The organism is Kribbella steppae, assembly GCF_004342025.1.
In the GTDB taxonomy this organism is placed as follows: Bacteria; Actinomycetota; Actinomycetes; order Propionibacteriales; family Kribbellaceae; genus Kribbella; species Kribbella steppae.
In genome coordinates, this window is the sequence record NZ_SLWN01000005.1 from 98,499 (window position 1) to 110,493 (window position 11,995).

The following is an 11,995-nucleotide window of genomic DNA, read 5'->3' on the forward strand; positions in this document are numbered from 1 at the left end:
GCCGGTGTTTCCTCCGTGTTATCGCGCCTGGAAACGGCACGGAAACGGCCCGCGGCGAAGGCTTGCCTCCCAAACGACTCGAAGGAGACAAGCGTGCTGTACGAGATTTCTCGGGGCAAGACCACCCTGGCCGCGGCGATGTTTGCGGCCGCCGTACTGCTGACCGGCTGCGGCTCGGAGGAACCCGACAACCAGGTGGCGTCGGGTACCGGGGCGCAGGCGCAGGAGACCGCTCCCAGCAGCGCGCCGCCCAGCCTGAGCCGGGACGAGATGGCGATCAAGTTCACCCAGTGCCTGCGGGAGCAGGGCCTGAACGTGCCGGACCCCGAGCCGGGCAAGGGTCCGATGCTCAAGTTCGACAAGAACTTCGGCGTCGGCAGGGAGCAGGTCGACAAGGCGATGGAGGCCTGCAAGCAGTACAACCCGCAGGGCCAGGGCACGCCGAACCCGCAGCAGGAGGAGAACGGCCGCAAGTTCGCCGAGTGCATGCGGAAGAACGGCGTGGAGAAGTTCCCGGACCCCAAGCCGGGTCAGCGCGGCATCATGATCGGCCCGGGTGTCGGTGACGACCCCGACTTCCAGAAGGCGCAGGACGCCTGCCAGCCCATCCTGGCAGGTAAGTGATGCGTCGAGCTTTGACCGCTGTGGTCGTCCTGGCCGCCGGAGGGGCAGCGAGTGCCTTCCTGGTGAACCGGGGCGACACCAGCCAGGCAGCAGACCAGACAGCCGCCGCAGTCCCCGTCAACACCGCCAAAGTCGCGCAGCAGACGCTCAAGGACACCGAGACGGCGGACGGCGAGCTCGGCTTCGGTACGACGTCCGCCGCGGTCAACCGCACCGCCGGAACGATTACCGGCGTACCCGACAGCGGACAGGAGTTCCGACGCGGCCATACCGTCTACAGCGTCGACAACAAGCCCACCACTCTCATGTACGGCGCTCTGCCGGCGTACAGGAAGCTCGCAGACGGCAGCGAGGGTACGGACGTGCTGCAGCTCGAGCAGAACCTCAGTGCGATGGGCTACACCGGCTTCACCGTCGACGACGAGTACACCGACGCCACAGCCGAGGCCGTCGAGGAGTGGCAGGAGGACCTCGGCCTGGACGAGACAGGTGTCGTTGAGCTCGGCAGTGTCCTGTTCGCACCGGGTCACATCCGGGTGGACAGTGTGGAGGCGCAGGAGGGCACACCGATCGGCCCGAATCAGAACATCCTCACCTACACCGGCACCACGAAGGCCGTCACCGTCCAGCTCGACGCCGCGGACCAGCGCCTCGCGAAGCCGAACGCGAAGGTCGACGTCACCCTCCCGGACAGTGCCACCGTGCCCGGCCGGGTGGAGAACGTGTCGACGGTGATCATCCCGGCCGAGAGTCCGGACAAGGACCCGGAGACCAAGGTCGAGGTGATCGTTGCCATCGACAACCAGAAGGCGGTGGCCGCCTGGTCACTGGCCTCCGTCGACGTCACCTTCACCGCGTCGGAACGCAAGAACGTGCTGACCGTCCCGGTGTCCGCGCTGGTCGCCCTGCGCGAGGGCGGTTTCGGCGTCGAGGTCTCCGACGGTACGGCGTCACACTACGTGCCGGTGAAGACCGGGCTGTTCGCCGGCGGGCAGGTCGAGATCAGCGGGACCGGGATCAAGGCCGGCACAGTGGTGGGGATCCCGAAGTGATCGAACTGACCGAGGTGACCAAGGTGTACCCGGGCGGTGTCGCGGCCCTCGGCGGGGTCAGCCTGCGGATCGACCGCGGCGAACTGGTCGCGATCGTCGGACCGTCCGGCTCGGGCAAGTCGACGATGCTCAACGTCCTCGGCACCCTGGACCGGCCGTCCACCGGCACGGTCCGGATCGACCGGTACGACGTGGCGCGGTTGACCGACTCGGGTCTGTCCGCGTTGCGGGCGACCCGGATCGGGTTCGTCTTCCAGCAGTTCCATCTGGCAGCCGGCACCCGGGCAATAGACAACGTGGCGGACGGGCTTCTGTACTCCGGTTTGCGGCCGTCCGTACGACGGAAACGCGCGGCGGCCGCCTTGGAGCGGGTCGGACTCGGACATCGGATGGACCACGAACCGCATGAGCTCTCCGGTGGTGAGCGGCAACGGGTCGCCGTGGCCCGGGCGGTCGCAGGTGAGCCCGCCGTACTGCTGGCCGATGAACCGACAGGCGCGCTGGACTCAGCCTCGGGTGCAGGGGTGATGCAGTTGCTGCGCGATCTGCACGCGGCCGGTACGACGGTTGTCATCATCACGCACGACCGCGACATCGCGGCGTCGCTCCCCCGGCAGGTCCGGATGCGCGACGGCCGGATCCTCGAGGAGGTGCTCTCGTGACCGGCTCGCACGGGAACGCCGAACTGAAGCCGGCGAAACTCTGGCCGCGCGACGTCGTCCGGGTCGGGGCGGTCGGGCTGCGGACGCGGCCGATGCGGGCCTTCCTGTCCGCACTGGGGATCGCGATCGGGATCGCGGCGATGGTCTCGGTGGTCGGCATCTCGTCCTCGTCGCGGGCCGAGCTGGACGGCCAGCTCGATGCCCTGGGCACCAATCTGCTGACGGTCGCGCCGGGCACCCGGCTGACCGGCGAACAGGCCCAGCTACCGCTCACCGCGGAGGCGATGGTCGGCCGGATCGCGCCGGTCCAGGCACAGTCGGCGGTCGGCCGGGTCGACGACGCATCCGTCTACCGGAGCAAGAAGATCCCGGCGGTCGAGACGAACGGAATCATCGCGTACGCCGCCCGGACCAACCTGCTGGACACGATCGGCGCGGTGGTCCGCAGCGGCAAGTGGATCGACACGGCGACCGGCCGCTACCCGGCGACCGTGCTCGGGGCGAGCGCCGCCGAGCGGCTCGGGATCACCCGCGCGGGTCCGGACACGCAGGTGCTGATCGGCAACAAGTGGTTCACGGTGCTCGGCATCCTCGAGCCGGCGGCACTGGCTCCGGAGCTGGACAGCGCCGCGCTGATGGGCTGGCCCGCGGCGGAGAACACGCTGGACTTCGACCAGCACCCGACCACCATCTACACCCGGTCGGCCGACGCTCAGGTGGAGGCCGTGCGATCGGTGCTCGGGGCAACGGCCAACCCAGAGGCGCCGAACGAGGTCGAGGTGTCCCGGCCGTCGGACGCGCTCGCCGCGAAGCAGGCCGCGGGGGAAGCGTTCACCGGGCTGCTGCTCGGGCTCGGCGCGGTCGCGCTGCTCGTCGGCGGCGTCGGGGTCGCGAACATCATGGTGATCTCGGTGCTGGAGCGTCGGGCGGAGATCGGGTTGCGGCGGTCGCTCGGCGCGACCCGGGGTCAGATCCGGACCCAGTTCCTGACCGAGTCGCTGCTGTTGTCCGCACTCGGCGGAGTCGGCGGAGCGATCCTCGGATCCGGGGTCAGCGGGGGTTATGCGTCGTACCAGAACTGGCTGACGGTGATCCCGCTGTGGGCCCTGGCCGGCGGGATCGCGGCCACCCTGGTGATCGGCGGCCTGGCCGGCCTCTACCCGGCGATCCGAGCATCCCGGCTGTCGCCGACCGAAGCCCTGGCAACCCCTTAGAAACTGGCAACCCCTTAGAAGATGGTGACCCCGATGCCGGTGAGCGCGAGCTGGAGCAGCGCCACCGGCACGAGGGCCTGCCAGGCGAGCTTCTGCAACTGGTCGGCGCGCATCCGCGGGAACGAGACCCGCACCCAGATCACCACCAGCGACACGAACGCCACCTTCAGGATCGACCAGATCCAGCCGATCGAATCCGGCCCGGGCCCACTCCAGCCCCCGAGGAACAACACCGTGGTGAGGCCGGCCAGGACGACGATGCCGGCGTACTCGGCCAGCAGGAACATCGCGAACCGGAGGCCGGTGTACTCGGTGTACGGGCCGAAGATGACCTCGGAGTCCGCGACCGGCATGTCGAACGGCGGCCGCTGCAGCTCGGCCAGTCCGGCGATGAAGAACACGATCAGGCCGGGCAGCTGCCAGAGCAGCCACCACGGGTTCCACGCCTCCGCGATGCCGGTGAGGCTCAGCGAACCCGCCGCGACCGCGACGCTTGCCGCGGTGAGCACGAACGGCAGCTCGTAGCTCATCAGCTGCGCGGCGACCCGGAGACCGCCGAGCAGGCTGTACTTGTTGCCACTGCCCCAGCCGGCCATCAGCGAACCAAGCACGCCGATGCTCATCACGGCCAGCACGAAGAACAGGCCGGAGTCGAGGTCCGCGCCGACGATGCCGGGGGCGAGCGGGATCGCGGCCATCGCGGCCAGGTAGGGCAGGATCGCGACGATCGGGGCCCACTCGAACACGCGCCGGTCCGCGGCGGCCGGGACCACGCTCTCCTTCTGCACGAACTTCACGCCGTCCGCGACCAGCTGGGCCCAGCCGTGGAACGCCCCGGCGTACATCGGGCCGAGCCGCGACTGCATGTGCGCCATCACCTTGTGCTCGGCCTGACCGACCAGCAGGGGCGCCACCAGGAAGGCGACCACGACGCCCACCACCCGCACCACGAACTCGACCATGACGGCACCCTACCGACTCCGACTTGACCTCAACCAAGGTTCAGGCCGAAGGGTGGGGTGTGTTACCTAGCGAAGGAGCTTTAGCAGATGACCACCGTTCTCGTCACCGGGGCCACCGGGCGCGTCGGCCGGCATGTCGTGGCCGGCCTGCGAGCCGCCGGCGCGACGGTCCGGGCCTTGGTCCGTACGCCGGATCTGGCCGGCCTGCCACCGGACGTCGAACTGATCCAGGGCGACATCTACGACCCAGCCGCTGTACGACGCGCTGCGGCCGATGTGGACGCGGCCTTCCTGTTGTGGCCGTCGTTCAGCGCTGAGGGGGCTGAGCCGATCGTCGCGGAGCTGCCGAAGCGAGTGGTGTACCTGTCCTCGTTGAACGCATCGTCCGGCGGCGTGTGGGGCGATGTCGAGGAGCTGCTGCGCCGGGCGGGCAAGGACTGGACCTTCGTCCGGCCAGGCGGCTTCGCGGTCAACGCACAAGGCTGGGCCGAGGAGTTCCGGACCGGCGACGTCGTCCGGCTGCCGTATCCCCAGGCCGGGCGCTCCCTCATCCACGAGCGAGACATCGCGGCGGTCGCCGTACTCACCCTCCTGAACGACCGGCACATCGGCCAGACCTACGACCTCACCGGGCCCGAGGTCCTGACCCAGGCCGAACAGGTACAAACCATCGCGCGGGCCGTCGGCAAGCAGATGCGGGTCGAGGACCTCTCCCCGGCCGAAGCCCGCCAGGCGATGCTCGATCTGGGCGCTGACCCAGCCCTCGCCGAGAGCTCAGTCACCTACTGGGCCTCGCTGGTCGACAACCCCGAACCAGTCACCACCACAGTCCCCGAACTCACCGGCCGGCCCGCCCTCACCTTCGCCCAATGGGCCGACGAACACGCCGACGAGTTCCGCATTCTCCCCGCGGCGGAACTCGCGAGCTGAAGGGCGGCCCTCTACTTCACCCCGCCAGCGGGAGCTGAAGCCAGCCGCCGATGTCGTGGCGGCCGGCTGTGAGGGCGGCGGCGCGGGCGCCGGTGTTGGCGGCGTGGATGGTGCCGGTGAGGATGCGGGTTCGGTCGGGGAGGGACGCGGCCAGGAGCGTGCTGAGGTGCGGGCCGTAGCCATGGCCTCGATGGGCCGGGGTGAGGATCAGTTCCTGGACGACGTACGTCGGGAGGCCGATGCTGTTCGAGCTGTCGAGGGTCGCCGAAACGTAGCCGGCCCACTCGCCGTTCACGGTGACGTCGAACAGCAGGCCCGCGTCGGCCGCCTCCTGCAGGTCGTCGCGGTCTTGGAGAGCCGCCTGCTGCCGGTGCTACGGGTGAGCGGCGTCCACCGCGTCGTACGCCCGCTGCGCCTCGTCGTAGTGGTCGACACTCGCAGCACGGGTCAGTGCGAGCTCAGGAGGTACGTCGCGAGGCTGCAACTCACTGACCGGCGCAGCCAGGAACCGGCGGTCGGGATGGGTACCACGGATGCGCGGCTCGGCGCTCCACAGGCGGAGATAGCGCGGGTGGTGGATGCCGTAGGCCTTTAGTGCGGCGGTGGCGAGCGCGGGTAGGTCCGTCGTACGGGGTGACCGGCTCATCGGCGTCGCGTCGACGAAAGGTTTGGTGGGATCCAAGCCCTCGAAGCGCATGCTGAGCATGACGCCCATGTCACCGACAGGCACCCAGTGGTTGAGCATCGACTCGGCCGGCTGCCCCGGCGCGAACCGCTGCGGTCGGGATCACGACTCGGGCTCGGCCGCAGGTGGTTGTTCGGTCGCGGGAGGCGCCTCGGCCTGTTTGCGGGTACGGCGTTCCGCGCCGCCTCGGCGAGGTCGGGCCGGGGTGGCCGCCGCCTGAGCGGGCGCCAACGGATCCGGATCGGGTGAGCCGGGCGGCCGCGGACCCCAGGTGTCCGGGTCCGGCACACCGGGCGGCAGCGTGCGCCGCCGGCTGGGCGCACCGTGAGCGGGAGCGTGGTCCGACTCCCCCGGCTCTTTCGCGCCGGGCCAGGGTTTGGCGACCCGGGAGGCGAGGATGAACTCCTTGCGCAACGGGTTGCCCTCGAAGCCGTCGGGAAGCAGCAGCGGAAGAAGGTTCGGATGGTCCGCGAAGGTGATGCCGAACATCTCGTGCGTCTCACGCTCGTGCCAGTTGGCCCCGGCGTACAGGTCGGACAACGTCGGCAGAACCGGCTTGTCCCGCGGGATCAGCGTCCGCACCAGCAGGTGCTCGACGTGCGCCCCGCCCCAGAAATCGGCCAGATGCGACACCACCCGGAACCCGTCGGTGAGCTCGTCGCTGGCGGTCAGAAAGTCGAAGAACGTCAGCCCGACGGCATCGCGCAGCATCTCGTGCGCGGCGACCCACGACTCCGTCGGTACGTCGATCGCCAGCGGACCGAAGCTGTCGGCCTGCGTCGCGGCGATCCCCGCATCGGTCAGCGTCTCGAGGGCGTCCGTGCTCACTGCGGCGTCACCAGGTCGCGGGTGAGCGCCGCCGCGGACGGCTCGTCGTACCGGCTCGTCATGTTCTCGCCGGCGATCTTCTCCTGCAGTTTGAGGATTCCCTGCAGCAACGCCTCGGGCCGCGGCGGGCAGCCGGGCACGTAGACGTCGACCGGGATGATCTGGTCGACACCCTTGGTCACGCAGTAGGAGTCCCAGTACGGGCCGCCGGAGTTCGAGCAGGAGCCGAACGAGATGACGTACTTCGGCTCCGGCATCTGGTCGTAGAGCCGCTTGATCGCCGGCGCCATCTTGTCCGTCACGGTGCCCGACACCACCATCAGGTCGGCCTGCCGCGGCCCGGGCGCGAACGGGATCACCCCGAGCCGGATGAAGTCGTGCCGGCCCATCGACGCGGCGATGAACTCGATCGCGCAGCAGGCGAGGCCGAAGTTGAACACCCAGAGGGAGTACTTGCGGCCCCAGTTCAGCAGGTACCGGACCGGCTCGGGTGCGAGCTTCGCCAGCGCACCCACATCCGGCCGCACGATCGGCAACGGCAGCTCGGTCTGGGCCATGGCCTCAGCCTAGTCCGACAATCTCCTCCGCGAGCACCTCCGGGTATTCCAGCGGCGCGTAGTGTCCGACCCCGTCGACGAACCGGAGCCGTTCGTCGCTGAAGAAGTCGTCCAGCCGATCCGACCACGCCCGGGGGAACAGCGGATCGAACTCGGGCCACAACACCACCGTCGGTACGCCGATCCGGTCGTACCGGGCCGGCGCCGTCTCGGCGGCCGACGTGGCGACCGAGCCCGCGCCCGCCCGGTACCAGTTGATCGATGCCGTGAACGCACCCGGCGCCGAGTAGACCTCGACCAGGTGATCCAGCTCCGGCTCGAACGCGGGCCCGGACCAGTGGGTCCAGAAGTGCCGCAGGTACGACCGGACCGCGTCCGGATTCCCGTCGATCAACTCCTCGATCACCGGCAGCTTGTGAAAGGCCTGGTACCAGAACTCCGCCTGCGCGTGCTCGGAGAACACCCGCTTCCCGATCCCCGGCAACGGCGGCGCCACCACCATGCCGCGGACCAGATCGGGTCTGCTCCGGGCGATCCCCTGCGCGATCCGGCTGCCGACGTCGTACCCGGCGAGCACCGGACGCTCGAGCCCGAGTTCCTCGATCAGCCCGACCACGCTCCGCCCCTGGCCGGCGACGCCGTACTGCGCGGGATCCACCAGCGGCTTGTCCGACTCCCCGAACCCGCGCAAATCGGGCACCACCACCTCGAACCCGCGCTCGACCAGCATCGGCGCCAACCGGCGATAGTCGGTCCGATCGCCCGGCCACCCGTGCAGCAACACCACGCTCGGTCCGTCCCCGTCCCGGTCGTACGCCAGCGTGAACCCGTCCACCGCGCTACTCAGCATGCCGCTCATTCTTGACCACCCACGCGCCCAGGCCTACCGTGATTGAACAGGACTGGACAGGTTCATTCGGTTGGAGACGGCATGGCCGATCAGCTTGAGGTGCGGGGACCGGAGTCGCGGGCGCTCGCGGTGGAGAGCAACGGGCTGAACGTGATCGCGGACGAGGAACGGAAGGGCCGGCCCAGTCAGCTGTTCTGGCCGTGGTTCGGGGCGAACGTCTCGGTCCTCGGTCTGAGCTACGGCGCGTTCGCGCTCGGGTTCGGTATCTCGTTCTGGCAGGCGCTGATCGCCGGCCTGATCGGCATCGTGTTCTCGTTCCTGCTCTGCGGGCTGATCTCGCTGGCCGGCAAGCGTGGTTCGGCGCCGACGATGGTGCTCAGCCGGGCCGCGTTCGGCGTCCGGGGCAACAAGCTTCCCTCGCTGGTGTCCTGGTTGCTGACGGTCGGCTGGGAGACGGTGCTGACCATCCTGGCGACCCTCGCGACCGCGACGGTGTTCGAGCGGCTCGGCTGGGGCGGCGGCGATCTGACCAAGCTGATCGCATTGCTCGTCGTCGGCGTACTGATCGTGGCTTGCGGCGTGCTCGGGTTCGACCTGATCATGCGGGCGCAGACCGTGATCACGATCGTCACCGGCGTCCTCACCATCGTGTACATCATCCTGGTCGCCGACCAGATCAACTGGACCACGGTGTCCGGGCTGCCGAGCGGCTCGAGCCAGCAGATGATCGGCGCGCTGGTGTTCCTGATGACCGGCTTCGGGCTCGGCTGGGTGAACCTGGCCGCGGACTACTCGCGCTACCTCCCGCGGCAGTCGTCCGGCGCCGGCGTGGTCGGCTGGACCACCTTCGGGGCGTCCGTCGCCCCGGTGATCCTGTTCGGCTTCGGACTCCTGCTGGCCGGTTCCTCGACCGAGCTGAGCAGCGCGATCGCCGCCGACCCGATCGGTGCCCTCGCGGAGGCGTTGCCGACCTGGTTCCTGGTCCCGTTCGTGCTCGTCGCCGTCCTCGGCCTGGTCGGCGGCGCCGTCCTCGACATCTACTCGTCCGGCCTGGCCCTATTGTCGCTCGGACTGCCTGTACCCCGGTACGTCGCCGCGTTCATCGACGGTCTGGTGATGATCGCCGGGACCGTCTACGTGGTCTTCTACGGCGACGAGTTCCTCGCCGAGTTCCAGGGCTTCCTGATCACGCTCGGCGTCCCGGTCGCGGCCTGGTGCGGCATCATGCTCGCCGACCTCGCGACCCGCCGGCGCGACTACGCCGACGCCGACCTCTACGACCCGCGCGGCCGGTACGGCGACGTGCGATGGCTGCCGGTGATCACCATGATCGTTGCCACCGGCATCGGTTGGGGCCTGGTCACGAACACGCTGGCGTCCTGGCTGACCTGGCAGGGGTACCTGCTCGAGCCGTTCGGTCTCGGCGGCAAGGAAGGGGCCTGGGCCTACGCGAACCTGGGTGTGCTGTTCGCCCTGGTGGCCGGCTTCGTCGTCCAGTTGGCCGGCGGGAAGTCCGCCGTACGCAAGCAGGAAACGGTGGCGTGATGGCGCCGGTTCTCGCGCTGATCGACCTGCAGCGGATCTTCGCCGCCCCGGACTCGGCCTGGGCCGCGCCGGAGTTCCAGCGGGTGGTCAAACCGGCACGGCAACTGGTCGACCTGCTCTCCCCGAAGGTGATCTTCACCCGGTTCGTGGCACCGGAGAAACCAGCCGGTTCCTGGGCGACGTACTACGAGGTCTACCCGTTCGCACTGCAGCCGCCGGACTCCGAGGACTACCAGTTGGTCGACGAGTTCAAGGGTGTGCCGACGCTGGACAAACCCACGTTCGGCAAGTGGGGTCCCGAGCTCGCCGAGGCGGTCGGGCCCGGCGGGCACCTGGTCCTTGGCGGCGTGTCCACGGACTGCTGCGTGATCACCACCGCGCTCGCCGCGGTGGACGCGGGGATCTACGTCCAGGTGGTCGAGGACGCCTGCGCCGGCGGCGACGCGGAGAGCCACCAGAAGGCGATCGACATCATGCGGCTCTACTCGCCGATGCTGGAGATCGTCACCGTCGACCAGGTCCGCGCGCTGAACCAGTGAGCCGCCGATGCCCGAGATCGCACTGAAGCACGAACGGATCGCGGCCGTCCTGGCCCGGGAGATCCGTTCGGGCCTGGTACGGCGGGGTGCCCAACTGCCCGGCGAGATCGAACTCGCCAAGCGCTTCTCGGTCAGCCGCAACACGGTCCGCTCGGCGCTCGCCGTACTGACCGAGGACGGGCTGATCACCACCCGGATCGGCAAGGGGTCGTTCGTGCTGTTCGACGGGCGACCGCTGGACGGCCGGCTCGGGTGGACGCACGCGCTGGCCGAACAGGGTGTCGAGACCCGGATGCGGACGGTGAAGATCGCCCTCGTACAGGACCCGGACCTGGCCGATCGGCTCGGCCTCAAGGCGCCGGACGTGATCGTGATCGAGCGGCTGCGGCAGCTCGCGACCGGCGCGGCGATCTCGATCGAACGCAGCCGGATCCCCGCGCTGAAGTCCTTACGCGACCTGCCCGACCGGGGGCTCGAGAACGGCTCGATCACGGCCACCCTGCACCGCGCCGGGTTGCACCTCGATCACTGTGAGCAACGACTCCGCGGCCGTCCGCTGGATGCCGCCGAGGCCGAGCTGCTTGGCCGCCCGGAGGGGACCTGGTTCCTGCACACCGAGCGGACCAGCTTCACCGCCGACGACAGCTTCGCGGAGTACGCCGACAGCCTGCTGGACCCCGAACATTTCGAGCTAAGTCTCAGCTACGGCCACTAAGGCCGCCCGCCCTGCGGGCGTAGGGAGTTGTGCCGATGTGGCCCCCCTCCTCAGGCGAGCACTGTCTAGTCATCGACAAGCTCCCCGGAGGAGACATGTTCTACCACACGACCGACTCCGTCCAGGCAGAGATCAAGTACCGGCAGGAGCGGCTCAAGCGCGACTACCAGCGCCCGTCCTGGTTCCAGCGCAAGCCCAAGGAGCAGGCCCCTGAGCCTTGCGCTCCCGAGCTCCGCGCCCGCCCCGCGACGTGAGCCCCCGTAGTCCCCCACCCCCCGGCGCGGCCGGCTCTCCCCAGGAGCCGGCCGCGCCGCCTCGTTTCAGGGGTCCCTAGGCGGTCCGTACGCCGTACCCGGACTCCCTAGGACCCCCTAAGGACCGGAGATAGGGAGGAGTTCCGATGTGGGGCTCCACCTCAGACGAGCAGATTTGAGGCATCGGCAGGAAGCCGACAGACACCAGGAGGAACACCAGATGTTCACCAACGAATCCGTCAAGGCGGAGGTCGACTACCGCAGGGAGCGCCTCAGCCGCGACTTCCGGCAGCACCGGAACACCCGGACCCGCCGGAACCTCGTCCACCTGTTCAGCCGGAAAGCCTGAAGGGAGGCACACCATGTTCATGACACCTCAGTCGATCAAGGCAGAGACCACCTACCGCCAGGAGCGGCAGTACCGGGCGGCGACCCGCCGGGAGCGCGCGGAGCGCACCCCGCGGCCCGAGCCGCGGCGCACTCGCCGGGCCCTCCGACCCACCACCGCGGCATGACCGCCGGGACCGCCGTCCCTGACCCGATAGCACCGGTCAGGGACGGCGTTTTCGTTGCCACGG

Annotated in this window: 17 protein-coding genes; 11 read left to right on the plus strand and 6 right to left on the minus strand. The window is 69.4% G+C overall.

All coding sequences use genetic code 11. The features are described 5' to 3' along the window. The first annotated feature begins 93 nt into the window (after positions 1–93). The 4 genes from EV652_RS15320 to EV652_RS15335 are packed head-to-tail and all read left to right on the plus strand — an operon-like array spanning position 94 to position 3,552. On the plus strand, positions 94–624 hold the full coding sequence (locus EV652_RS15320) for a hypothetical protein (protein ID WP_242001786.1): 531 nt from the start codon (positions 94–96) through the stop codon (positions 622–624). Beyond that, positions 624–1,676: a peptidoglycan-binding protein gene (locus EV652_RS15325; RefSeq protein WP_132209802.1), complete on the plus strand. Its 1,053-nt coding sequence runs from the start codon at positions 624–626 to the stop codon at positions 1,674–1,676. The genes EV652_RS15320 and EV652_RS15325 overlap by 1 nt, the downstream gene beginning before the upstream one ends. Beyond that, positions 1,673–2,338 carry an ABC transporter ATP-binding protein gene (locus EV652_RS15330; protein ID WP_132209803.1) on the plus strand — a complete coding sequence of 222 codons (666 nt, stop codon included), beginning with the start codon at positions 1,673–1,675 and terminating at the stop codon, positions 2,336–2,338. The genes EV652_RS15325 and EV652_RS15330 overlap by 4 nt, the downstream gene beginning before the upstream one ends. Continuing rightward, positions 2,335–3,552: an ABC transporter permease gene (locus tag EV652_RS15335; protein WP_132209804.1), complete on the plus strand. Its 1,218-nt coding sequence runs from the start codon at positions 2,335–2,337 to the stop codon at positions 3,550–3,552. Before EV652_RS15330 ends, EV652_RS15335 begins: the two co-directional genes overlap by 4 nt. Positions 3,553–3,566: 14 nt before the next feature. On the opposite strand, the gene EV652_RS15340 is transcribed toward EV652_RS15335, so the two are convergent. Beyond that, positions 3,567–4,514 carry a complex I subunit 1/NuoH family protein gene (locus EV652_RS15340; RefSeq protein ID WP_132209805.1) on the minus strand — a complete coding sequence of 316 codons (948 nt, stop codon included), beginning with the start codon at positions 4,512–4,514 and terminating at the stop codon, positions 3,567–3,569. Positions 4,515–4,601: 87 nt separating this feature from the next. On the opposite strand from EV652_RS15340, the gene EV652_RS15345 reads away from it, so the two are divergent. Beyond that, positions 4,602–5,444 carry an SDR family oxidoreductase gene (locus EV652_RS15345; protein ID WP_132209806.1) on the plus strand — a complete coding sequence of 281 codons (843 nt, stop codon included), beginning with the start codon at positions 4,602–4,604 and terminating at the stop codon, positions 5,442–5,444. Between the two features lie 16 nt (positions 5,445–5,460). Here the strand turns inward: EV652_RS15345 and EV652_RS15350 are convergent, their stop codons facing one another. From EV652_RS15350 to EV652_RS15370, 5 genes are all read right to left on the minus strand, one after another. Then, entirely contained in the window at positions 5,461–5,781 is a 321-nt protein-coding gene (locus EV652_RS15350; RefSeq protein ID WP_132209807.1) for a GNAT family N-acetyltransferase, read from the minus strand. A gap of 36 nt (positions 5,782–5,817) precedes the next feature. After that, positions 5,818–6,150, minus strand: a complete 333-nt coding sequence (locus EV652_RS15355) for a hypothetical protein (RefSeq protein ID WP_206752089.1) — start codon at positions 6,148–6,150, stop codon at positions 5,818–5,820. A gap of 81 nt (positions 6,151–6,231) precedes the next feature. Next, complete coding sequence (locus tag EV652_RS15360) at positions 6,232–6,957, minus strand: NADH-quinone oxidoreductase subunit C (RefSeq protein WP_132209809.1); 726 nt, start codon at positions 6,955–6,957, stop codon at positions 6,232–6,234. Beyond that, positions 6,954–7,514, minus strand: a complete 561-nt coding sequence (locus EV652_RS15365) for an NADH-quinone oxidoreductase subunit B (RefSeq protein ID WP_132209810.1) — start codon at positions 7,512–7,514, stop codon at positions 6,954–6,956. The genes EV652_RS15360 and EV652_RS15365 overlap by 4 nt, the downstream gene beginning before the upstream one ends. A 4-nt stretch (positions 7,515–7,518) precedes the next feature. Beyond that, the gene (locus EV652_RS15370) at positions 7,519–8,373 is read right to left on the minus strand and encodes an alpha/beta fold hydrolase (RefSeq protein ID WP_242001787.1); all 855 of its coding nucleotides are present in this window, start codon (positions 8,371–8,373) and stop codon (positions 7,519–7,521) included. Between the two features lie 72 nt (positions 8,374–8,445). Here EV652_RS15370 and EV652_RS15375 point away from each other — a divergent pair, with 72 nt between their 5' ends. From EV652_RS15375 to EV652_RS44035, 6 genes are all read left to right on the plus strand, one after another. Next, on the plus strand, positions 8,446–9,909 hold the full coding sequence (locus EV652_RS15375; RefSeq protein WP_132209811.1) for a purine-cytosine permease family protein: 1,464 nt from the start codon (positions 8,446–8,448) through the stop codon (positions 9,907–9,909). Then, complete coding sequence (locus tag EV652_RS15380) at positions 9,909–10,448, plus strand: cysteine hydrolase family protein (RefSeq protein ID WP_132209812.1); 540 nt, start codon at positions 9,909–9,911, stop codon at positions 10,446–10,448. Before EV652_RS15375 ends, EV652_RS15380 begins: the two co-directional genes overlap by 1 nt. Before the next feature lie 7 nt (positions 10,449–10,455). Further along, positions 10,456–11,163, plus strand: coding sequence for a GntR family transcriptional regulator (locus EV652_RS15385; RefSeq protein WP_132209813.1), 708 nt, complete (start codon positions 10,456–10,458; stop codon positions 11,161–11,163). A gap of 95 nt (positions 11,164–11,258) precedes the next feature. After that, positions 11,259–11,417, plus strand: coding sequence for a hypothetical protein (locus tag EV652_RS44620; RefSeq protein ID WP_199238204.1), 159 nt, complete (start codon positions 11,259–11,261; stop codon positions 11,415–11,417). 220 nt (positions 11,418–11,637) lie between these two features. Next, entirely contained in the window at positions 11,638–11,766 is a 129-nt protein-coding gene (locus tag EV652_RS45790; protein WP_255512596.1) for a hypothetical protein, read from the plus strand. A 13-nt stretch (positions 11,767–11,779) separates the two neighbouring features. Next, complete coding sequence (locus tag EV652_RS44035) at positions 11,780–11,932, plus strand: hypothetical protein (protein WP_158441167.1); 153 nt, start codon at positions 11,780–11,782, stop codon at positions 11,930–11,932. The last annotated feature ends 63 nt before the right edge of the window (positions 11,933–11,995 follow it).